The sequence below is a fragment of the Tritonibacter litoralis genome (assembly GCF_009496005.1).
In the GTDB taxonomy this organism is placed as follows: Bacteria; Pseudomonadota; Alphaproteobacteria; order Rhodobacterales; family Rhodobacteraceae; genus Epibacterium; species Epibacterium litoralis.
Genome location: NZ_WIBF01000001.1, coordinates 17,472 through 40,507, shown reverse-complemented (window position 1 = coordinate 40,507; position 23,036 = coordinate 17,472). Strand labels below are relative to the sequence as shown.

Annotated in this window: 17 protein-coding genes; 5 read left to right on the top strand and 12 right to left on the bottom strand. The window is 58.8% G+C overall.

Annotated elements, in window-relative coordinates:
* Positions 1-13 precede the first annotated feature (13 nt).
* The 4 genes from GFB49_RS00190 to GFB49_RS00175 form a co-directional block, all read right to left on the bottom strand.
* Positions 14-973, bottom strand: a complete 960-nt coding sequence (locus tag GFB49_RS00190) for a fatty acid desaturase (RefSeq protein ID WP_153213796.1) — start codon at positions 971-973, stop codon at positions 14-16.
* 203 nt (positions 974-1,176) lie between these two features.
* The gene (der, locus tag GFB49_RS00185) at positions 1,177-2,646 is read right to left on the bottom strand and encodes a ribosome biogenesis GTPase Der (RefSeq protein WP_153213795.1); all 1,470 of its coding nucleotides are present in this window, start codon (positions 2,644-2,646) and stop codon (positions 1,177-1,179) included.
* 50 nt (positions 2,647-2,696) lie between these two features.
* Positions 2,697-4,019: a PQQ-like beta-propeller repeat protein gene (locus tag GFB49_RS00180; protein ID WP_246149560.1), complete on the bottom strand. Its 1,323-nt coding sequence runs from the start codon at positions 4,017-4,019 to the stop codon at positions 2,697-2,699.
* A 73-nt stretch (positions 4,020-4,092) separates the two neighbouring features.
* Positions 4,093-4,764, bottom strand: coding sequence for a hypothetical protein (locus GFB49_RS00175; protein WP_153213794.1), 672 nt, complete (start codon positions 4,762-4,764; stop codon positions 4,093-4,095).
* A 269-nt stretch (positions 4,765-5,033) separates the two neighbouring features.
* On the opposite strand from GFB49_RS00175, the gene GFB49_RS00170 reads away from it, so the two are divergent.
* From GFB49_RS00170 to GFB49_RS00160, 3 genes are all read left to right on the top strand, one after another.
* Positions 5,034-6,281 (top strand): efflux RND transporter periplasmic adaptor subunit, encoded by a 1,248-nt coding sequence (locus GFB49_RS00170; RefSeq protein ID WP_153213793.1) that lies wholly within the window; start codon positions 5,034-5,036, stop codon positions 6,279-6,281.
* 1 nt (position 6,282) lies between these two features.
* Positions 6,283-10,059 carry an efflux RND transporter permease subunit gene (locus tag GFB49_RS00165; RefSeq protein ID WP_153213792.1) on the top strand — a complete coding sequence of 1,259 codons (3,777 nt, stop codon included), beginning with the start codon at positions 6,283-6,285 and terminating at the stop codon, positions 10,057-10,059.
* A 103-nt stretch (positions 10,060-10,162) separates the two neighbouring features.
* A complete protein-coding gene (locus GFB49_RS00160; RefSeq protein WP_153213791.1) occupies positions 10,163-10,939 on the top strand; it encodes a Stf0 family sulfotransferase in 777 nt (258 codons plus the stop codon).
* An 88-nt stretch (positions 10,940-11,027) separates the two neighbouring features.
* Here the strand turns inward: GFB49_RS00160 and GFB49_RS00155 are convergent, their stop codons facing one another.
* The 3 genes from GFB49_RS00155 to GFB49_RS00145 form a co-directional block, all read right to left on the bottom strand.
* Entirely contained in the window at positions 11,028-11,276 is a 249-nt protein-coding gene (locus GFB49_RS00155) for a penta-EF hand family protein (protein ID WP_153213790.1), read from the bottom strand.
* Positions 11,277-11,569: 293 nt separating this feature from the next.
* Complete coding sequence (locus GFB49_RS00150) at positions 11,570-13,387, bottom strand: ABCB family ABC transporter ATP-binding protein/permease (RefSeq protein WP_153213789.1); 1,818 nt, start codon at positions 13,385-13,387, stop codon at positions 11,570-11,572.
* Positions 13,388-13,494: 107 nt separating this feature from the next.
* Positions 13,495-15,357, bottom strand: a complete 1,863-nt coding sequence (locus GFB49_RS00145; protein WP_153213788.1) for a LysM peptidoglycan-binding domain-containing protein — start codon at positions 15,355-15,357, stop codon at positions 13,495-13,497.
* Positions 15,358-15,477: 120 nt separating this feature from the next.
* On the opposite strand from GFB49_RS00145, the gene GFB49_RS00140 reads away from it, so the two are divergent.
* The gene (locus tag GFB49_RS00140) at positions 15,478-16,020 is read left to right on the top strand and encodes an LOG family protein (protein WP_153213787.1); all 543 of its coding nucleotides are present in this window, start codon (positions 15,478-15,480) and stop codon (positions 16,018-16,020) included.
* Positions 16,021-16,032: 12 nt separating this feature from the next.
* On the opposite strand, the gene GFB49_RS00135 is transcribed toward GFB49_RS00140, so the two are convergent.
* The gene (locus GFB49_RS00135) at positions 16,033-17,013 is read right to left on the bottom strand and encodes a sodium-dependent bicarbonate transport family permease (protein WP_153213786.1); all 981 of its coding nucleotides are present in this window, start codon (positions 17,011-17,013) and stop codon (positions 16,033-16,035) included.
* Between the two features lie 95 nt (positions 17,014-17,108).
* Between GFB49_RS00135 and GFB49_RS00130 the strand changes: the two genes are divergently transcribed.
* Entirely contained in the window at positions 17,109-18,011 is a 903-nt protein-coding gene (locus tag GFB49_RS00130) for a LysR family transcriptional regulator (RefSeq protein ID WP_153213785.1), read from the top strand.
* Positions 18,012-18,084: 73 nt separating this feature from the next.
* Here GFB49_RS00130 and GFB49_RS00125 read toward each other — a convergent pair whose 3' ends face one another.
* The 4 genes from GFB49_RS00125 to GFB49_RS00110 form a co-directional block, all read right to left on the bottom strand.
* Positions 18,085-18,684: a superoxide dismutase gene (locus GFB49_RS00125; RefSeq protein ID WP_153213784.1), complete on the bottom strand. Its 600-nt coding sequence runs from the start codon at positions 18,682-18,684 to the stop codon at positions 18,085-18,087.
* 214 nt (positions 18,685-18,898) lie between these two features.
* Positions 18,899-19,306 carry a hypothetical protein gene (locus tag GFB49_RS00120; RefSeq protein ID WP_153213783.1) on the bottom strand — a complete coding sequence of 136 codons (408 nt, stop codon included), beginning with the start codon at positions 19,304-19,306 and terminating at the stop codon, positions 18,899-18,901.
* A gap of 106 nt (positions 19,307-19,412) precedes the next feature.
* Positions 19,413-19,982 (bottom strand): sarcosine oxidase subunit gamma, encoded by a 570-nt coding sequence (locus tag GFB49_RS00115; RefSeq protein WP_153213782.1) that lies wholly within the window; start codon positions 19,980-19,982, stop codon positions 19,413-19,415.
* Positions 19,975-22,995 carry a sarcosine oxidase subunit alpha family protein gene (locus tag GFB49_RS00110; protein WP_153213781.1) on the bottom strand — a complete coding sequence of 1,007 codons (3,021 nt, stop codon included), beginning with the start codon at positions 22,993-22,995 and terminating at the stop codon, positions 19,975-19,977. Before GFB49_RS00110 ends, GFB49_RS00115 begins: the two co-directional genes overlap by 8 nt.
* Positions 22,996-23,036 lie beyond the last annotated feature (41 nt).

Genomic DNA, 23,036 nt, shown 5'->3' with positions numbered 1-23,036 from the left:
ATAATATCATCTATCATAAGCTTTTTGGAAAGGGGACAAGCCGCTTTTTTTCTTCATCCCAAAGTTTGAGGCGCAAAGCCCGCAGCGCTTCGCCCCATTTTATCCGGCGCGGCGCGATCTCATCCGGCAGGCTGTAATGACATTGGCGCAGACGATAGGACGGGATGCGCGCGTTAAAATGGTGAATGTCGTGCAGGGTGATATTGGCCACCGCCATGTCAAAGAACCAACCGAAATCCAGGCAGGACGAGCCATGCAATGCCGCCTCCATCGGGTTCAGATCCGGGCGGCGGTCCCAATAGGTGTCTTCAAAGTTATGCTGAAGATAGACCAGAAACACGCCGATCATCCCGCCAAGGAAAGAGAACGCCAGCCAGATCAACACGCCATCTGACCCCGCAACTTGATATAGCGCATACAGCAATGCAGCGATTACCAGATTGTGGCAAATCACCCCCAAGACGCCAAACCGCAACGTATTCTTGGGCCAGCGATAGCGGATGAAATAGGTAAAAGCCGCACCAAAAGAGACCAACAGGATTGGATTGCGATACAGGCGATAGGCAAGGCGATGACGCCAATCTGCCGTGCGCCATTCCGCAACCGTCATGGTGTGGATCTCTCCTGTCTCGCGGTGTTCCAGATTTCCGACATTTGAATGATGCAAATTGTGGTTCTGCTTCATCACCTCAAACGGCGCAAATGTGAAAGGCGACAAGACATGCCCAGCCAGTTCATTTTGCAGCCGTGTTTCGAACAGGGAATGATGCCCCGTGTCATGTTGCAGCACATAAAGTCGCACCGCCGCAAAGGCAAAGATCACACCGGCGGGCAGCATCACATACCAGCGGTCCATCTGGTCAATCGCAACCCAGAGCGAAAGAAAATAAACAACAAAAGTTCCAAAATAGCTGGCGGAGGCCAGCCAATTGTCTTTCCTGCAATACTCACGCGTATGTGCGCGCAAATCCATTGAGGCACCTACAATCGATAAATTCACCAAAAAAAACAGAACGTCGAAAACTGTTCTGTGTCCGAGACATGCCCTGATTTTGGGCACTACCAGCGATCCTGGCAAGTGATTAAAATGACAATCTTCTGTTGAAATTCAATTGGCTCGTACTAAAGCGGGCGCCGAAACGACGCCCGCTGTCAGTCATACTGTGAGAATAAGAGTTAACCCCTGCGCCCTTCAAGGTGTTTACGCAGTTTTGACGGTGGCGCTTTCTTGCGCCCCTTATAGGGGTTCTTGTCCCCCTGCCCGCGCAACGTCAGGCGAATCGGGGTGCCCGGCATTTCAAAGTCCTGACGCAGCCCGTTGACCAAATAGCGGGAATAGGCTGCGGGCACTTTGTCTGGGTGCGAACACATCACAACAAACCCCGGCGGGCGGGTTTTGGCCTGGGTCATATAGCGCATTTTGATCCGCTTGCCCTGCGGTGCGGGCGGCGGGTGCTGTTCCAGCATGCCGGTCAGCCAGCGGTTCAGCGCCGCTGTTGGGATCCGGCGGTTCCAAACCTGATAGGCGCGGATAATCGCAGCATTCAGGCGGTCCAGACCCCGGCCGGTTTTGGCCGAAACAGTGATCAACGGCGCACCGCGCAATTGCGGCAACAGACGTTCAAAGCTCTCTTTCAGCGCTTTCAGCTTGTCCTGTTTGTCCTCTTCCACGTCCCATTTGTTAACCGCCACAACAACCGCACGGCCTTCGCGTTCAGCCAGATCTGCAATGCGCAGATCCTGCTGTTCAAACGGGATCGCCGCATCCAGAAGGACCACGACAACCTCGGCAAATTTCACCGCCCGCAAGCCATCCGAGACCGAAAGCTTTTCCAGCTTTTCCTGCACCTTCGCCTTTTTGCGCATACCGGCGGTGTCAAAGATGCGCATCGGCACATCATTCCACTCCAGCCGCAGCGAGATGGCGTCGCGGGTGATCCCGGCTTCGGGGCCGGTCAGCAGGCGATCTTCACCCAGGATCTTGTTGATAAGAGTGGATTTTCCGGCGTTTGGACGACCGATCACCGCAACCTGCAACGGTTTGTCAGCGGTGGGCATTGGGACTTCGTAATCTTCTTCCTCGTCCCAGTCATCATCCTCGTCGACATCCACATCAACGATTGGTCCGGTATCCGTTGCCTCGGCCTCATACTTTTCGGCCAGCGGCATCAATACGGAATAAAGATCCGGCATGCCTTCGCCATGTTCACCGGACAGACGCAGCGGCTCTCCCAGACCCAGACCGTATGCTTCAAGCACGCCGGCTTCGGCCGCATTGCCTTCGGCTTTGTTCGCGGCCAGAATCACATGCGCAGATTTGCGGCGCAGGATATCGGCAAAGATTTCATCCGTCGGCGTGATCCCGGCGCGCGCATCTACCATAAACAAGCAGATGTCGGCCATATCTACGGCGCGTTCCGTCAGGCGGCGCATCCGCCCCTCGAGACTGTTGTCGGTTGCATCCTCAAGGCCCGCAGTGTCGATCACGGTGAACCGCAGATCGCCCAGCTTGGCCTCCCCTTCGCGCAGGTCGCGAGTCACGCCCGGCTGGTCATCGACCAAAGCCAGTTTCTTGCCCACGAGGCGATTGAACAAAGTCGATTTGCCCACGTTTGGGCGGCCCACGATGGCCAGGGTAAAGGACATGATCTCACACTTTCAGCGTTTTCAGACGCGCCCCATAGCGCATCTTGGCGTCAACGGAAAGCGTGGAGTTCGCCTTTGGTCGACACAACGTACAGAGTTTGACCCGCAACAACCGGCGCTGTGGTGGCCCCGCCATCGATCTCAACCTGCCGTGTCAGGCTGCCGTTGGTGGGGTCATAAAACCGCAGGAAGCCATCGTTTGAGGCGACGATCACCTGACCGCCGGCCAGAATCGGCCCATAGTTCGCGACCACCTCTGCCCGTTTGCGCGGCTTGTCCTTGACAAAGCCCGGCAGACGCACCGACCAGATCACGTCGCCACTGTCAGCGTCAAGGCGCAACAGACGGTTGGTATCGCTGACCTGAAACAGGCTATCGCCTGCAGGCCAGACCGGACCCAAGGCCCCCTGGCGCGCCGTCCACAACCGCAGACCGCTTTCGGCGTCAAAGGCGGCGGTGCGGCCACCGTGATTGCCCACAAAAATCCGGCTGCCCACCACGACGGGACCGCCGGTCACGTCATTGATGGTGCCAATGGTGCTACCGGTCCGTTCCCCCGCGATGGATGCATTCCAGCGCTGAAAGCCGCCTTTGCGGAAAGTCGCGGTCAGATCGCCCGAGCCAAAGGCAAAGACGGCCAGATCCCGCGTCAGAACCGGCGCCGGAGCACCCAGAATATTTGCAGGGCTTGGGCTTGCTTTCACTTGCCAGGCAATCCGCCCGTCTTTGGCCCGCACGGCCCAACCGGTGTCATCGCCTGCCACAACATAGACCAGACCGTCCCGCACCAATGGCTGACCGGATCCTGTGGCCTCAAGCTCTTGTTGCCAGATCTGATCGCCAGAAGCGGCCTCAAGCGCGGTCAAAACGCCAAAGCCGGACGAGATATAAACCACCCCATCCGCAAAGGCGAGACCGCCGCCGGTGGCCTGACCTTCCTCATCCGTGACAGGGATAATGTCGCTTTGCCATTGGATCTGACCATTGGGCGACACGGCAGATACCTGGCCACCGCTGTCCAAAGTATAGACCCGGCCATCTCCAACCACAGGCTGCGCCGTAATTCGCTGACGGCGCTCATCGCCGGTGCCGATGGACACAGACCAGGCCTCGGTCGGAGCAGCGCTGAGCGCGGGATGTGCGGTACGGAATTGTGCGGTGCCATGGGATTGCGGCCATGCAGCGTTTACCGTCTGCTTGGCCAGGCTGATGGCCCGCGACTGGTTTTCAATCTTCACCGTCTCATCCGGGCGGATCGGTTCACGCGCGCCCTGCAACACCGGCTCTTTCTCGGTACAAGCCGCCACCAGCAGTGCACATGCGGTTCCGCACAGAAAACGTCCCATCCGGGAAATCACAAACGCCTGTTTCATTGCTGGCCCTTTAAGTCTTCGATCGTCTGCAGTTTTCTCACACGAAGTGAGGCGGTTGATCAACCTCCGTTCATCATCCACCGTGATCGGAAGGCGCAGAACGTTCACCGCCAAGGGCGACAATCAGTTGATTTGCCCGATCACGCACGTCTACCGAGGCATTGGCGTCATCCACCAACGTCCGCAACAGGGCAATCGCAGCCTCAGCGTCACCAGATTCGACCTCCAGCAGCGCCAGTTGCTCACGCGCCAGATACTCCAACGGTGCGCCGGGCGCCGCCAGGGCGTTGAACTGCAGGCGACGCTCATCCACGCTGAGCGTGTCGCTTTGCAGCACCAGCGCCTTGAACGAGGCGATGTGGCGATAAACCAGCGGAACATCCCCATTTGAGCCAATGGTTTGGTACAATGGAATGGCGGCTTGGGTGTCTCCGGCATCCACCAGAGATCCGGCGCGGGCCATATCCACCAGCATCTGACCGTCCACACCGTCGGTGGTCACCTCTGCCAGCGCAGTGGCGCGGTCGGCGGCCTCAGCAGGTTCCAGCGCCGCAATCATCGCATCGCCCAGTTTTTGCGCCGCAGCCTCTTGTTGGGCACGGCTGTATTCGCGCACGGCAGTGCCACCGACGATGGCCGCAACGGCAACCGCGCCGATCCAGCCATAGCGGCGCAACATCAGGAACAGCCGGTCGCGACGGACCTCTTCGGTGACTTCATCGATGAAACTGTCGGTGTTGCTCATGCGAAACTCCCTTCTGAGCGCCGACATCTGTCGACCCAGCTGTGTCTTTTGGCCCGTCTTACCCTGCCCAGCCGGGCAAGCCAAGAGCGTGGTTGTTGGGCAATGTGCAAGAAAAATGCGACTTTGCGCTTCTAATGTGATCTAAACTACTTAGTTTAGACGTGCGTTCACCTATATGTGAGTCGCCCTCCACAGGGGTGCCGATCCATCCCATCCTCAAATTGTGGCGTGTCAGCGTCGCCTTATCCGTTTTCCTAGGTCTGACTATCATGCGTATTATTCCCATTCTGACCGCCATTCTGGTGACAGCGTTCCTTTACATGCTGGTGATCGAACGCGAGACTTTGTTGGCGTTTGCCCGTGGCGATGAACCTGCGTCGCTGGACTCTGAGCCTGAGACGGCTGAAACAACGACTGAGGCTGCTGCAACCCCCGACGACGAAGTGCAGCGCGTGCGTGTTGTTGCCCTGCGCAGTGCCGCGCGTGACATCGACAGCGCCGTTGTCTTGCGGGGGCGCACAGAGGCAAAGCGTCAGGTTGAGGTCCGCGCCGAAACCACTGCGACCGTAATCAACGCACCACTGCGCAAAGGGATCAAGGTCTCTGCGGGCGAAGCTCTGTGTGTTCTGGATCCCGGCACGCGTCCGGCGCAATTGTTGCAAGCACGCGCCCGTCTGGCCGAAGCCAATGCAAGCCGTCCCGAAGCCGAAGCCCGGCTGGAAGAGGCTCATGCACTGTTGAAAGAGGCCAAGATCAACCTGACCGCCGCGCAACAACTGTCAAAAGGCGGTTTTGCCTCTGAAACGCGACTGGCTGCTGCCGAAGCTGCGGAGCGCACGGCAATCGCAGCCATCGCCACCGCGGAATCGGGCATTCAATCTACTGCCGCAAATGTCGAAGCGGCCACGGCAACGGTGCGCGAAGCGGAAAAGGAGATGGAGCGTCTGACCATCTCCGCTCCCTTTGATGGGCTTTTGGAAAGCGACACAGCCGAGCTGGGCAGCCTGTTGCAGCCCGGCGACCCTTGTGGCACCGTGATCCAGCTGGATGAAATTAAATTGATCGGCTTTGTCCCCGAAGCCGAAGTGGACCGTGTGACCATCGGTGCCGTTGCGACTGCCACATTGGCCTCCGGCGCTGAGGTTCAGGGTAAAGTGACCTTTGTCAGCCGCTCTGCCGATCCGGAAACCCGCACCTTTGAGATTGATATTTTGGTGCCAAACGACGACCTGCGCATCCGGGACGGTCAAACTGCGGACATCGTCATCTCTGCCGATGGTGCCAAGGCGCATAAGCTGCCGCAATCGGCGCTGACCCTGAACAAGGATGGTCGTCTGGGTGTGCGCATCGTTGGTGCATACAGCATGGTTGAATTTGTGCCCGTGACCCTGTTGCGGGATGAGGCGGACGGAGTTTGGCTTGCGGGTCTGCCCGCACAGGCGGACGTGATCATCGTGGGCCAGGATTTTGTGACCCATGGTGTGGCCGTAGCCGCCACCTACAAAGAGGCGTTCTGATATGACCGGTATTGTAGATTGGGCCGCCAGCCGCGCCCGAATGGTGATAGCCTTTATCGTGATTTCGCTCTTGGTGGGCGGGTTTGCGTATTCGGCACTGCCCAAGGAAGGTGAGCCGGATATTGAGATCCCGGCGGTCTTTATCTCGGTTCCCTTCCCGGGCATTTCTGCCGAGGATTCTGAGACCCTTCTGGTCAAGGTGATGGAGACGGAACTGTCAGACCTTGACGGGCTGGACACCATGTCTTCAACCGCGGCAGAGGGCTATGCGGGTGTCGCGCTGGAATTTGAGTTTGGCTGGGACAAGACAGCAATCATCGCTGATATCCGCGATGCTATGGACACGGCCGAAGCGGAATTCCCCGAAGGGGCCGAGAAATACTCGATCACCGAAATCAACTTCTCTGAATTCCCGATTGTGATCGTGAACCTGACCGGCTCGGTGCCGGAACGGACGATGACCCGGATTGCCAACAATCTGCAGGATGATCTGGAATCGCTGGATGCGGTTCTGGAGGCGGGGATTGCGGGTAAGCGGGATGAGATGGTTGAAGTCATTATCGACCCGCTGCGTCTTGAAGCCTATAACGTCACCGCGCTGGAGCTGATCGAGGTTGTCCAAAACAACAACCAGCTGATTGCCGCGGGCGAAGTGGACACGGACCAGGGCGCGTTCTCGGTCAAGATCCCATCGACCTTTGATGAGGTTCAGGACATCTATGAGCTGCCGATCAAAACCAATGGGGACCGTGTGGTCACGTTGGGTGAGCTGGCAGAGATCAATTTTACCTTTGAAGACCGCGAAGGCACCGCCCGGTTTGACGGCGAAAACACTATCGCGCTGCAGGTTGTGAAACGCAAAGGCTATAACCTGATCGACACCGTCCAGAAGGTGAAAGAAACGCTGGAAGTCGCCAAATCGCGTTGGCCCGAAGAGCTGCAGATGGCGGTCACTGTCGGCACCTCAAACGACCAGAGTTTCCAGGTGGGCTCAATGGTGAGCCAGCTTGAAGGGTCCGTTCTGACCGCGATTGCGCTGGTGATGATCGTGGTTCTGTCGGCCCTTGGCAGCCGCGCGGCGCTGTTGGTGGGCTTTGCCATTCCGACCTCCTTCTTGTTGTGTTTTGCCTTCCTGGCGCTGATGGGGATCAGCATCTCAAACATTGTGATGTTTGGTCTGATCCTCGCTGTGGGGATGCTGGTGGATGGTGCAATTGTTGTGGTGGAATATGCCGACAAACGCATCAGAGAGGGCGTGGGCCCGATGCATGCCTATGTTGAAGCGGCCCAGCGGATGTTCTGGCCGATCGTGTCCTCAACCGCGACCACGCTGTGTGCGTTTTTGCCGATGCTGTTCTGGCCCGGTGTTCCGGGTGAGTTCATGGGCATGCTGCCGGTTACGCTGATCTTTGTTCTGTCTGCATCATTGATTGTGGCGCTGATCTATCTGCCCGTTATGGGCGGTGTGTCGGGCCGGATGAGCCGCAGCTTTGGCTATATGGCGGATTGGCTGCGCAGCGTCCTGCCGTGGATCCTGCGTGCGCCTTTGGTGCCGCTGTCGCTGTTTGGCATGTTCGCAGGCGCGATGCAGATGCTGAATCCCGGCTATCTTCTGCCAGAAGGATCCACCGGCGTGGGCCCCATGCTGGTCGGCGCGTTGCTGTTTGCTGTCTCGGCCTTTGCGGCCTCGGTCACCTTGTCGGCCGTGGAACGCCAAGCACCAGAGGAAGAGCCGCAAACAGGCTTCCGCCTCAACGGCTTTGGCTGGATCATTAAGCTGATCGTTGGCAACCCGATTATGCCGGTTCTTACGCTGATCGTTGTGGGGTTTGGCATCGCAACCGTGTTTGATCGGTTCTCGGAAAACAACTATGGTGTTGAATTCTTTGTCGAGACCGAGCCGGAACAGGCCTCCGCCTATGTGCGGGCGCGCGGCAACCTGTCCCTGACCGAAAAGGATGAGATGGTCCGCATCGCCGAAGAGGTGATCGGCGCGCATCCGGCGGTGATCAACGTCTTCTCCTTTGCGGGTGATGGTGGCCTGAACACCGACAGCTCTGGCGCATCTTTGCCGCCAGATACTGTGGGCCAGGTCCAGTTTGAAATCATCCCCTGGGACGAACGCCCCAAGGAATCACAAAGCCTGTTGAACGGTTGGTTCACCCGCGAGGTGACGGCGGCAGAGTTTGACGGCGATTATGTGATGGATGAGCTGAACCAGATGGTTGCGGACATCCCGGGCTTTATTGTGGAACTGCGTGCCTTGGCCGATGGTCCTGCGGCAGGCAAGCCAGTGCATCTGCGGATCAAGGGCGATGATTGGGACACGCTGCGCGCAGCAACCGCCCTGGCCCGTCAGAAGTTTGATGAGACCCCCGGTCTGATCCAACAAGAAGACAGCCTCCCCCTGCCCGGCATCGACTGGGAGATCGACGTGGACGTGGCCCGTGCCGGCCGCTATGGCGCGGATGTGGCCACCGTGGGCGCGATGGTCCAACTGGTGACCCGCGGCATCCTGTTGGGTGAAATGCGGATCAACAACTCAGACGAGGAAAGCGACATCCGTGTGCGCCTGCCGGAACAGGACCGGGTGCTGTCGACGCTGGACACCCTCAAAGTGCCAACCCCCGGCGGCTCGGTGCCATTGTCAAACTTTGTCACCCGCAAGCCGGTGCCCAAATTGGCGCAGATCGACCGTGTGGACCAGCAGCGGTATTATGATGTCAAAGCAGACTTTGAACCCGGTCTGACCGCCTTGGTTCTGGGTGACGGTGACGACGCGGTTGAACTGGCGCTGCTGAAACAGGTCGAAGATGCCACGGCCGCATCCCTGACCGCGGCAAACGGCAAAAGCTTTGACCTTTATGCGCTGACCGGTGCTGCATCTGAAGCGGACGTCAAGGACGCGCTGGCCGGGGATGGCCGTCTGGTGCAGGTGAACGCAAACGAGCGTATCGCCGCATTGACCAAGTGGCTGGAAACCAATCCGTTTGATCGCGCCATATCCTGGGAATGGACCGGGGATCAGGAAGAACAAGAGGAATCCGGTGCCTTCCTGTCCAAAGCCTTTGCCGGTGCGCTGGCCTTGATGTTTGTGATCCTGCTGACCCAGTTCAACAGCTTCTATAACTCGGTTCTAGTTTTGTTGGCGGTGGTGCTTTCGACCACTGGGGTGCTGATTGGTATGATGGTCATGCAACAGCCCTTCTCGATCATCATGACCGGGACGGGGATTGTGGCTTTGGCTGGGATCGTGGTGAACAACAACATTGTTCTGATCGATACGTACCAAGAGTTCAGCCAGCAGATGCCCCGGATCGAGGCGATCATTCGCACCGCACAACAGCGGATCCGCCCGGTTCTGTTGACCACCATCACAACGATGGCCGGCCTGGCACCGATGATGTTCGGCCTCAGCCTGGATTTCATCAACGGCGGCTATACCATCGACAGCCCAACAGCGCTGTGGTGGAAACAGCTGGCGACGGCCGTGGTCTTTGGCCTGGGCATTGCAACCGTGCTGACCTTGGTGGTCACCCCGTCCCTGCTGGCGATCCGGGTCTGGGTCACCACCTATGTCGCCGCCTTTGGCCGTCTGGTGGCCCGTGTGAGCGGTGGCAAATCCAGCGCCGCCGCACAGGACATGCGTCTGGCGCGTGAAGCAAGCCACCTGCCCGCGACGGAAATCTTGTGGGACGACAAGATCGCGGTGGACAAAGACTGCAAGGACGCCAAAGCGGACAAAGCCGCAACGCCCCCATTGCGGGCCGCTGAATAAACCTCCTTGCCTCTTTAACGCCTGCCCCCCGCCTGTGGTTCCACCGGCGGGGGTTTTTATGTCCTGTCATGAACCTGTCAATGCGCGCCTGCTATTGCGGCTTATGACCAAATATAACGCCTATTTCATCTGCACCTCCCCACGCAGCGGCAGCACGTTATTGTGCAAACTGCTGAGCGCTTCTGGATGCGCGGGACATCCCAAATCGTATTTTCATGAAGCAGACCTTGGGGCGTGGCTGTCCTATATGAAGCTGTCGCCGACCGGGGACAGCCTGCGTGATCTGGACGCCGCACTCGTGCGGGCGCATCACCTTGGGCGTGCGGGCGGTGATCTGTGTGGGGTGCGCCTGCAACGGCACAGCTTTGATTTCTTCATGGCGCAGCTGGCGCGGCGCTGGCCGCAGGCCGATACAGATCTGGATCGGCTGACGCAAAGCTTTGGACGGGTGCGGTTCATCCACCTGCACCGCCCCGATGTTGTGGCTCAGGCCGTGTCATATGTGCGGGCCGAACAAACCGGATTGTGGCACCGCGCCGCCGATGGGAGCGAGCTGGAGCGCCTCGCGCCACCTGCCCCGCCGCGGTATGATTTTGCAGCCATCCACGCGGCCGTTCAGCGTTTCCAAGGCGACCAGCTGGATTGGCAGGCCTGGTTTACGGCCCAGGGCATCACGCCCTACAGGATCAGCTATGACGCGCTGGCCGCCGATCCATCCGCAGTGCTGGCTGAGGTATTGGCAGATCTGGGATGTGATGTCGCGGCGGCAGCGCATGTCACCGCGCCTCTGGCCCGTTTGGCGGATGCCACGAACCGGGACTGGATCGAGCGGTACATGCACGATGCAAACCCTGCCGAGCGCGAAAAAGGCCCCGCATAATTGCGGAGCCTTCCGGTGCGTGGGAGTGCACCGTTTCAGGTCTGCGCCTGTCAGTTGGGGGCGAGCCAAGCGCAGACCCGGGGGATCGTCAGCTGTTCACAACCAGGTATCCCGCCTCAATCGCTGCGGCGATCTCGCTGTCGTCGGCTTCACCGTCGCTGTTGACATCAATCAAGGCGAAGGTCTCGCTGGTCAGTTCGGGGAAAGTTGCCTGCATTTCAGCCAACGAAAGGCTTCCGTTGCCATCCAGATCCATCTCTGCCGGGACGCTGCCCGCCAGAACGGGGGTTGCAAAAATAGCGGTGGTCAGAAGAGCGATTGAAAAATGACGTGTCATATTATCCTCCAGGAAAATTGAGGGTTTGTTGCTCCCGGCGCCTGTGCTCCGGGATTGAGAGGAAGATGACAGCCCGCGTCGCCGGGCACTATGCTATGGTGGTAATGGCGCTGTTTCCGGCGAGCCCATGCAGGAAACGCCGGGCCCGGTCGGCGGCAAGCCGCGGGTGCAAATGCAGTTTCAGGCAACCGGCCAAAGCGCGCTGGGGAAACGCGAAAAACCGGCCGAACTTGGCGCATATGGCCAAATTTGCCCGGTCGGCGTTTTTCAGCACTGAAGTGCAAAGGGGGGGTTTAGGCGACCATCTCGTCAGATTTCTGCAATTGCCACAGATGCCAATACCGACCCTCTTCTGCCAACAAGGCATCATGGGTGCCGACCTCGGCGATCTCGCCTTGTTCCAGAACCACGATCTTGTCAGCCTCAGCAACCGTGGACAGGCGGTGGGCAATGGTGATCACTGTGCGGCCCTGCCCGGCGCGTGCCAGCGCCTCTTTGATCTCTTGCTCGGTGTCGGTGTCCAGAGCCGATGTGGCCTCGTCCAGCAACAAAATGGGCGGGTTCTTGAGCAGCGTGCGGGCGATACCAACCCGTTGTTTTTCGCCACCCGACAGCTTCAGCCCCCGTTCGCCCACCTGCGTGTCATAGCCATCCGGCAGTGCCATCACAAAGTCATGGATCTGCGCATCACGCGCGGCCTGTTCGACCTGCTCTTGTGTCGCGCCATCCAGCCCATAGGCGATGTTGTACCGGATTGTGTCGTTAAACAGCACCGTGTCCTGCGGCACCACGCCAATGGCCTGATGGAGGCTTTTCTGGGTCACGTCCCGCACATCCTGCCCGTCGATCAACAAGGCCCCGCCGGTCACATCATAAAACCGAAACAACAGACGTCCGATGGTGGATTTCCCGGACCCGGTCGAGCCCACGATGGCCACGGTCTGCCCGCCGGCCACGTCGATAGAGACACCTTTGAGGATCTCACGCTCTGGCTCATAAGAAAACCGCAGGTCCTGCAAGGTAATCGCGCCCTTGGTCACCTTCAACACGCCCGCGCCCGGCTTGTCTGAGACATCGGCGGGTTGTTCAAGCAGGTCAAACATCTCTCCCATGTCGACCAGGCTTTGGCGGATTTCGCGGTAGACCGAACCAAGGAAGTTCAGTGGCACGGTGATCTGGATCATATAGGCGTTGACCATCACAAAATCGCCCACCGTCAAGGTGCCGTTCTGCACCCCAACCGCGGCCAGAACCATCACCCCAACCAGACCGGTGGTGATGATCAGGCTTTGTCCAAAATTCAGGAACGCCAGAGAATAGGCCGTCTTGAGCGCGGCAGAGGCATAGCCTTTAAGCGCCACATCGTATCGCGCCGCCTCCCGGTCTTCGGCGACAAAATATTTGACGGTCTCATAGTTCAGCAGGCTGTCGATCGCCTTTTGATTGGCGTCAGTGTCCTGATCGTTCATCTGGCGGCGCAGTTTGACGCGCCATTCGGTGACCGCAAAGGTGAACCAGACATAGACCGCAATGGTTGCCAGAACGACACCCAGGTACCAGACATCAAACAGGATGGCCAAGACCACCGCGACCAGAAACAGCTCCAGAAACAAGGGCCCGATGGAGAACACAAGGAACCGCAGCAGGAATTCCACCCCTTTGACGCCGCGTTCAATAATGCGAGACAGTCCCCCTGTTTTGCGGGTGATGTGATAGCGCATCGACAGGCGGTGGATGTGATTGAACGTCTCCAGCGCCAGTTGCCGGAACGCGCGCTGTGCCACGGGGGCAAAGATCGCGTCGCGCAGCTGCTGAAAACCGATGGTCATCACCCGCGCCATCCCATAGGCCACCGTCAGGCCAATTGCCCCCAGTGCCAACTGCGACGCGCCATCCTCGGCCAGGCTGTCCACCGCCCCTTTGTACAGAACCGGCGTATAGACCGCGACCGCTTTGGACAGGACCAGGACCGCCATGGCCAGACACACCCGAATGCGCACCCATTTGGGGTCTTTGGACCAAATATAAGGCGCAACCCGACGAATGGTGCGCCATCCAGAGTCCCGCATTTCCGTTGAATTCGATGGGGAGCTTGGACGTCTGCTGCGCATTCACATACCTGACTGGCCCGTGGTCCTATGGAACGGCGGGCGTGGCTTGGGGCTGAATTGTAAAACGCGCCAGAGGCGGCGCGCTTTAAACTTATGATTGGTTTGGCTTATTCCGGCAAGGTAAAGATCTGGCCCGGATAAATCAGATCCGGGTTGCGGATCGCCTCTCGGTTGGCTTCAAACACCCGCACAAACAGGAAACCATCGCCATAGCGATCCTGCGAAATTGCCCAAAGCGTGTCACCTTTCTGCACGGTCACCGCCCGCACCGTGGTTTCAACCTCGGGCTCGCCGGGTTCAGGCGCAGGTGCTGCCAAGACTTCGGGGGCTTCGCGTTTGAACGGGGTTTCCAGACGGCTCAGCACTTTGCCTTCCAGCGGATCAAGCTCATCCAGACGCAGGGTGTAAATCCCCGGTGCCACATCATCCAACCGGGTCCGCCAGCGGCCGTTTACATTGGTGCGCACATCAACCACCGGGCTGTTGTCGATATAGACCCGGACCAAAGCCGCCGGACGGGCGCGGCCTGCCAATTCCACATCTCCCTTGGGCGTGTAGCTGATGGCATCCAGCGCGACTTTGTCCGCCAATTCCGGTGTCGGCGGTGCAACGGGTTGAACCACCTCCACCCCGTCCGGACCCGCACGTAAAACGGCAATTGCAGCAGCGCGCGGCTTGGGCGAAGGCGTCACGGTCTCTTCGGCGGAGGGGGCCACAGTCGGGGCTGGCTGCGGGGCGGGTTCTGGCGCGGGCTGTGGGTCGACGGCCGGCGCAGGGGTCTGCAACAAAGCCAAGGTCTGTGCCGGGTCCTCCTGCGCTGCAGGCGTGTCGACGGATGGCTTGACCGGTTCTGTACCAACAACCGCGTCAATGGTTGGGCTGGCAAGCGCTTCGGATGCAACGGGGGCCGGTTCCGGCGCTTCTGTGGCGACCTCTGCTGGAGCTTCGGCCACGGCCAGCGCCTCGCCTGTTGACGTTTGCGCGGGCTCCGCAACCGTTGTCGCCACCGACTCCTCGGCCGTTTCTACGTTGCTTGTTGCAGCAACTTCGGGTTCGACCACATCGGCGATGACCTGATCCGTCGCTTCTTCGGTCGCGGGCTCACCAATCGCGGCCTCAGCAATCGCAGCCTCAGCAGGCACCGCAGTCTCGGCGACCTCAGCGGGAACATCGGTTGCCGTTTGGGCCGGTTCCGGTTCTTGCACAGGTGTGGCTGCCGGGGCCTCCGCTGGCGCGGCGACGGCCACGTCTTGGATCGCTGGGGTCTCAGGCGTTGGGGTTTTCACAACCACCTCTGCGGGCGCAGCAACCTCGGGCGCTTCCGGTTCAGGCTGGGATTCGGCCACGGCAACCGGGACGGCGGGTGCCAGAATAAAACTCTCATCCGAGATGACTAATTGATCACCCAACCGCGCCTCAAACGTCAGGACACGAGGATTTGCTGCGGGCTCCAGGATCGGGAAGATCACAAACTCCCCCGTGTCGTTGGCGGTGAATTCCTCAATCACCTTCGCATCCAAACGTACAAAGACCTGCGCACCCGGCACGGCACTGCCTGCAATCAGACCGGTTCCGTCGGGTTCAAATCGGATGACATCAATCGTGGGCGCTGTCAGAACGGGAACCGCCACTTCAGCAGCTTCGGGTTCTACGGGCGCGTCCACTTGGGCCGTGGATGTGTCCTCTGCCACCTCGGCAACTTCGGGCTCTGCCGTTTCCGCCTGCGGCGCGTCAGCTTGCGGCGCATCAGGCTCTGACGTGTCCGTATTGGCCGTCTGTGGCGCAGGGTTTTGCGCGGATGACGAAGCCAGGGCAGCAGGTTCGCCAGCAATTGGTGCATCAACAGCAGGCGCTTCGCCCTCGAAGACACCCATCCGTGTCAGCACAACGCCGCCCACAATAACAACAACCGCCGCAACCCCCGCGATCGTGAGCGCCCCCACGCCCCCTGTGCTGGATGTTCCCGCCATGGTATTCCTTCCTTTGCACGGGGTATCTCCCCGCTTCTTGTTGAGCCGCAGACCAGGACCCGTTATCAGACGTTCAAGCGCGCCGTCTTTCACCTTGAAACAACAGCAAAGATCCGCCGAATGAAAATTAATTCCGTCTGTGTGTATTGCGGCTCCCGATTGGGAGCAAGCAAAAGCTTCGAATCAGCCGCAACGGCGCTCGGCCGTGGGCTGGCTGCCCAAGGATTACGCCTGGTGTATGGCGCAGGCGACGTCGGGCTGATGGGTACCGTTGCCCGTGCGGCCATGGACAGTGGCGGCGACGTCTTTGGCGTGATCCCGGAACATCTTGTCAAACGCGAGATCGGCAAGTCCGATTTGACGACCTACATTGTGACAGAAACCATGCATGAACGCAAAAAAGTCATGCTTTACAATGCCGACGCGGTGGTTGTGCTGCCCGGCGGCATGGGGTCGCTGGATGAATTGTTCGAAGCCATCACCTGGCGTCAACTGGGGCTGCACAGCAAACCCATCCTGTTGCTGAACACCGATGGCTATTGGGAGCCTTTGCGTGCCCTGATCGACCATGTGATCGATCAGGAGTTTGCAGGAACCGATGTTCACGATGCGCTGACATGGGTGGACACGGTTGAAGACGCGCTCGACACCCTCACCCAATGACCCCACGCCGCGTCACAATGTGGCGAGCCACAGGTAAAGTGGCAGTCCAACGGTGATGTTGAACGGGAAAGACACGCCCAAGGACAGGGTCAGGTAGATCCCCGACTCAGCCCGTGGCAGGGCGATCTTCATCGCGGCCGGCACCGCGATATAGGACGCCGACGCCGACAGAACCATCAACAAAAACAGGCTGCCCGGCATCAAACCCAATATGCTGCCAGCGACAAATGCCATAGCTGCCCCCACCATGGGCATCAGCATGCCAAAGCCGAACAAGCCGCAGGACAACATATGGCGATTGCGCAGCAGGCTGCGCCCGGCATTCAGGCCCATGTCCAACAGAAACAGGCACAGGATCCCAGTAAACGGCGTGACGATAAAGGGCGCGATCATATCCATACCCTTGCCCCCGGTGACAGCGCCAATGGCAAAGGCCCCGGTCAACAAGACAATCGACCCATTTGCCAAAAGATCCCGCCACAGCATTCCACCGGACTGCGCGCTGCCAGCATCCGCAGCCCCGCTCCTGCGTGAGGCCAGCCACAGGGCTGAGATGATCGCAGGGACCTCCATCGCCGCCGCAACCGCCACCATAAACCCGTCATGGGATAGGCCCACAAGGTCCAGAAGGCTGGTTGCGGTGACAAAGGTCACGATAGAGATCGAGCCATAATGCCCCGCCACAGCGGCCGCATTCAAAGGATCGAGCCGGGTCATGATCCGCAATAGGCCAAAGGCCGCAAATGGGATCGCAAAAGACAAAAGCACGCCGGTCAAAATTGTCAGGAACAGATGCGTGGTTGCCCCCTGCTCGGCCAGGTTGCTGCCGCCTTTGAACCCAATGGCCAGCAAAAGATAGAGCGACATGAATTTGGCCGCCCCTTCGGGAATGGAGAGATCGCTGCGAACAAACGCCGCCAACAACCCTAGCGCAAAGAACAGGATGGTGGGCACCAAAAGGTTGCCAGCGAGGGTCTCGATCAAATTGGGCATATCGCCTCCGCATAAGTGTTTCTGCGGAAATGACTTGTCCCATTTGATAATCCCAATATTATTATTCTAACCTTTGGATAGGATCAGGCTATTTAATGCGCCCCACCCTGCGTCAGTTGGAATACATCGTCACCGTTCATCGGCTTGGGCGCTTTAACCTAGCGGCTGAGGTTCTGAACGTCAGTCAACCCAGCCTGTCGGCCCAGATTGCCGCCGTCGAAAACGAACTGGACGTGCGGTTGTTTGAACGCAACCGTGGCGGGGTTCAATTGACGGCCAAAGGCGCAGACTTTGTTGATCGTGCACAGAAAATTCTGCGCGAGGTGCAGGATCTGCGCACCGCAATGGCCTCGGATCTGCCGTTTGCCGGACGTCTGCGGTTGGGGGTTCTGCCCTCTATTGGCCCTTATCTCTTGCCGCAGGCGGTGCGGGAATTGCACCGGCTGGAGCCAGGGTTGCGGGTTCTGGTGCGGGAAGAAAACACCAAGGATTTGGAGGCCGGATTAAAGTCGGGCCGCTTTGACGTGATCATCTCAACTCCCGAAGATCATCCAAACACAATTCAGAACCGCCTGTTTAATGAGCGTCTGTGGATCGCCGTGGCCAGTGACGATCCGATGGCGTGCAGCGCTGCGCCCGCCTCTGCCATTGATCTGGATCGCCGCCTTTTGTTGACCCTGGACCAAAGCCACCGGATTTCGCGCATCGTTTACGCGCTGGCGGCTGAAACCGGCGGTGTGGTGTCTGATGAGTATGAGGGCACAAGCATGGACTCATTGCTGTTGATGGCGGCTTCCGGAGCGGGGGTTGCCATCTTGCCAGACCTGTTTGCCCGCATGCATGCAATGCACCGCAGTGAGGTCACGCTGCGCCCCTTGCAGGCCGAAAATGCGGACCGCGATATTGCCCTGCTGGCGCGCCGCGAAGGTGGGGAAATCAATGGGCTGTCGCTGGTGACCGAGACATTGCGCAAAGCCGCAGCGGCGATTTTGCAGTGACCTACAAAAAACCCCGCCACCTGGGCGGGGTTTTCGGAATGTTTGGCGGTTGGCCAGATTACAGGCCGCCAGATTACAGGCGGGACGCCACGTTTTCCCAGTTAACCAGGTTGTCCAGGAAGTTGGTCAGATAGGCCGGACGCTTGTTGCGGAAATCGATGTAGTAGGAGTGCTCCCACACGTCGCAACCCAACAATGCGGTTTGACCAAAGCACAGAGGGTTCACGCCGTTTTCGGTCTTGGTCACTTTCAGGCCACCGTCGGTGTCCTTAACCAGCCAGGCCCAACCAGAGCCGAACTGACCTGCGCCCGCAGCCGAGAACTGCGACTTGAACTCGTCAACCGAGCCAAAGCTGTCGATGATTGCTTTTTCCAGCTCGGTCGGCATTGCGGATGCGCCCGGGCCCATCATTTCCCAGAACTGGTTGTGGTTCCACAGCTGAGAGATGTTGTTGAAGATGCCGTTTTGCGCAACAGCGGCTTTGTCGTAGGTGCCAACAATGATCTCTTCCAGAGTCTTGCCGTCCCATTCGGTGCCCGCGATCAGCTTGTTGCCGTTGTCGACATAGGCTTTGTGGTGCAGATCGTGGTGGAATTCCAGAGTCTCTGCGGACATGCCTTTGTCGGCCAGCGCGTCATGCGCGTAAGGAAGATCGGGAAGTTCAAATGCCATGATGGCCCCCTGTCAAAAAAGTTGCGTTTCCGGGATGATAGATGATCGCAGCCTGCGCGCAGGTCAAGCCTGAGGTGAGGTTAATTGTCGATTTCCTGACTGGTTTGTTTCCAGAACTCAATGAAACCCAAAACCGCCCCCTCAGGACAGCTCGCCCCCAAAAGACCCGCTCATGCGCTGAGCAGGTCAGATGTCACGTCCAGGCCGCCGCCGACTAAGTGCGGATTTTACAGGATCCTGTGCCGCTTTCGCTGTTGTCATACCCATGTGGTGTCAATGAGATCGACGCTTTGCCACGGGCTTTGCGGAACACAAGGAAATAGCTGAATTTCACATAGGCTCCACCGGTGTCCGCCTTGAGGAGCCATTTTGCCTTCATCAGCTTGTCGTTGTCTGAGAAAGAAGAAGCTTTCAGCGGAGCTTGACCGTAGTGCAGCAGAAACGGGTCGATAATGTCCGCCGATGACCCATCCGGCGAAACTTTTACAAGGACCTGCTCCGGAATGGTCTTGCGACTGCTGGGATTTTTAAATTCACACAGATATTCAAGCGCTGCGGCCTGAGATGTTGCCAAAAAAAGGGCTGCAACGGCACCAAATGTGGCGGTTCCAAACGATTTCATTACTATTCCTTCAAGTTCTAACCCCCTCATTTAACAGGAAGTTTACTCACCCCTAAAGTGAAAACTTGACGCAACCCGAAACCGTTTGGACCCAATTCTTGTTGGTTTAGCTGTAGACCCCGACGCCCGCATCTGGATCGGCTGCCGTCTTAAGAAGATTAAAGACATATTCGCCAACGGAGCGGAAACAGACGATGTGAAAGGCACCGCCCTGATCCAGCCAGAACGCGCCTGCAACCTGTGCCAGACGGCTGCGACGGAAATCACCGGGTTGGAATTGATCGGCGGCAAAATCCACCGGTGCCACCTTGCCCAGCACTTCACGCGCGCCATTGCCCGACAGGGTAAAACAGGAGCGCGCATCGGAGACATTGACCACCAGCGCATGCTCTTGGGTCAACGCCTCCTGCAGTTTGGCACAGAGGTCTGCGACCTGATCATAGGCTGTGACAATCAACAGCTCGTCCGGCGACATCCAGGACACAGAATTCCCGGAGGCCTCAACCGTTTTGCGCACGGCAGGGATGGCGCAACCGGTGGTCGATTGCACCGCCGCAGCAACGGCCGACGACTCGAGATCCCCACGCAGGGTGATCATGCCGACCAACCCTGCATCTGCAACCTCGGCCAAGCCGGAAAACCGCGCACCGTTCAAAACACTTACCGCTTTAGACATCCTGCTTTGCCCCTTCTTTGTCGTAGACGACCGGATCAACGATCTTGGCCTCATAGGTTTTGCCATCCGTGCCCGGGAACGAGATCACCTCTCCCATCCGCTTGCGCCCGTGTTTCACTAGGCCCATGGCAATGCCACGGTTCAAGCTCGCCGAGAAGTAGGTCGAGGTGACCCGGCCAATGGTATTTTTCTGACCGTTGGCATTGATCCCCTGCCCGACCGCATATGCGCCGTCTGGCAGAACGGATCCGTCAACCGTTTCCAGCCCCACCAGCTGCCAGCGTTCGGGATCCGCCATATGGGACCGCGAATGCGCGCGTTTGCCGATATAGTCTTCTTTCTTCTTGGACAGCGCCCAATGCAGCCCCAGATCCTGCGGGATCACGGTGCCATCGGTTTCATCACCAATCATGATAAAGCCCTTCTCGGCCCGCAGGATGTGCAAACATTCGGTACCATAGGGCATGACGCCGAACTCTGCACCGGCGGCCATCAGCGCGTCCCAGAAGGCCTGACCTTCGGACGCGGAAACCGCAATCTCATAGGACAATTCGCCCGAGAAAGAGATCCGATAAGCGCGCGCTTTGAACCCGCCGATCTCACCATCACGCCACTCCATAAAGGGCAGCGCCTCTTTGGAGACATCCATACCGCCAAGCTTTTCCAGCACTTTACGGGCATTGGGTCCAACCACGGCGATCTGCGCGTATTGCTCCGTCACATTGGCAACGAACACTTTCATGTCCCACCATTCGGTCTGCAGCCATTCTTCCATATGGGCGTGGATACGATCCGCGCCACCGGTGGTGGTATGACACAGCCAGGTGTCGTCATCGATGCGCGCAACCACGCCATCATCCATCAGGAAGCCGTTTTCCGAACACATCAGACCATAGCGGCATTTGCCAACCTTCAGGTTGGACATCATGTTGGTGTACATCAGATCCAGGAACTTGCCCGCGTCGGGTCCTTTGACAATCAGCTTGCCCAAAGTGGATGCGTCCAACAGTCCAAGGTTTTCGCGGGTGTTCTTCACCTCGCGGTTCACCGCATCATGCTGGGTTTCGCCATTCCGGATATAGGCAAACGGACGCCGCCAATGGCCCACCGGCTCCCAATCCGCACCGTTTTTGTCGTTCCACGCGTACATCGGCGTCTTGCGCAGGGGCTGGAAGATTTCACCGCGCGCTTCGCCACCAATCGCTCCCATGGAAATCGGGTGATACGGCGGGCGGAAGGTGGTGGTGCCCACCTGTGGGATCTCAGACCCCAGACTGTCAGCAAGGATCGCCAGACCGTTGATATTGCTCAACTTACCCTGGTCGGTGGCCATGCCAAGCGTGGTATAACGTTTGGTGTGCTCAACGCTTTCAAAGCCTTCGCGGGCCGCAAGCTGCACGTCTGAGACTTTGACATCGTTTTGATAATCCAGCCAGGATTTCATCCGGTGTTGAATGTCCGCATTGGCGGGCATCAGCCAGACCGGCTCCATCTGGGTCTCTTCGACGTCTTCGGCGACGGCAGCCACCGGAGCCTGCGCCGGCAGACCAGCGGCCTCGGCGGCTTTGGCACCGGCTTCTGCCGCATCGCTCAGAACAGCGCCAAGGCCCATCGGACCCGAAGCTGAACCGGCGGTAGAGACAAAAGGCAGACCATCATGCGAAAGCGGTGCGCGGTTTGGATCCGGGCGGAAATGGGCTTGGGTGTCATCCCAGGTCAGCTTGCCCCCACAATGGGACCACAGGTGGACCACCGGCGACCAGCCGCCGGACATTGCCACGGCATCGGCCTCGATCTCTTCGATGGATTGGCCATCGCCGTTTTGCAGGCAGATTGCAACCTTGGTGACACGTTTGCCTTCGGCGACCTTCGCAATGGCGCGGCCGTCTTCGACACGGATGCCCGCATCGCGCACCTGTTTCGCAAGGGCACCACCGCCCAGGCGGCGAGCGTCGACCACGCAGGCGACTTCGACACCGGCGTCTTTGAGGATCAGCGCGGTGCGATAGGCGTCGTCATTGTTGGTGGCAATCACCACGCGTTTGCCCGGCGTCACACCCCAATTCACCACATAGTCACGCATGGACGCGGCCAGCATCACACCCGGCACATCATTGCCCGCAAAGGACAAGGGGCGTTCAATGGCACCGGTGGCCGTGATGATCTGTTTGGTCCGGATCCGCCACAGACGATGACGCGGCCCCGGTTTGCCTGGCATATGGTCGCTGAGACGTTCATACCCCAGAAGATAGCCGTGGTCATAAACGCCCGCGCCCATCATCCGGTCGCGCAGGGTGACATTCTCCATCGCGCGCAGCTCATCCAGGGTCTTGGTGACCCAGGCCTCAGCCTCCATCCCGTCGATGGTGCCGCCGTCCACTGGCGCACGACCGCCCCAATGGGCGTTTTGTTCCATCAACAGAACCTTGGCCCCTGTGGCGGCCGCGGTTTTTGCAGCCTGAAGACCTGCCACACCGCCGCCAACGATCACAACATCTGCAAAGAAATAGAAATGTTCATAGGTGTCGGCATCCACCAGCTCTTTGTCCGGGGCTTTGCCGAGACCTGCAGATTGGCGAATGAAAGGTTCGTAGACGTGTTTCCAAAACGGTTTGGGATGCATGAACATCTTGTAATAGAAACCCGCCGTCAGGAAGCGCGAGAATAGTTTGCTGTTCACAATCCCAATGTCGAACTCGAGGCTGGGCCAATGGTTTTGGGACTGTGCCGCCAGACCTTCGAACAATTCGGTGGTGGTGGCGCGCTGGTTCGGTTCATAGCGCGTGCCGGACCCGAGCCCCACCAGCGCGTTCGGCTCTTCGGCGCCAGAGGCGACGAGGCCGCGGGGGCGGTGGTACTTAAACGAACGCCCCACCAGCATCTGGTCATTGGCCAGAAGCGCCGAGGCCAGCGTATCACCGGGATGGCCCAGCATGCTTTTGCCGTTAAAGGTAAAGACGATCTGTTTGGAACGGTCGATCAGGCGACCCTGTTTTGCGAGGCGAGTGCTCATGTGCGCGGACCTTTCGCAAGCGGAGAGCATGGGATGCCTCC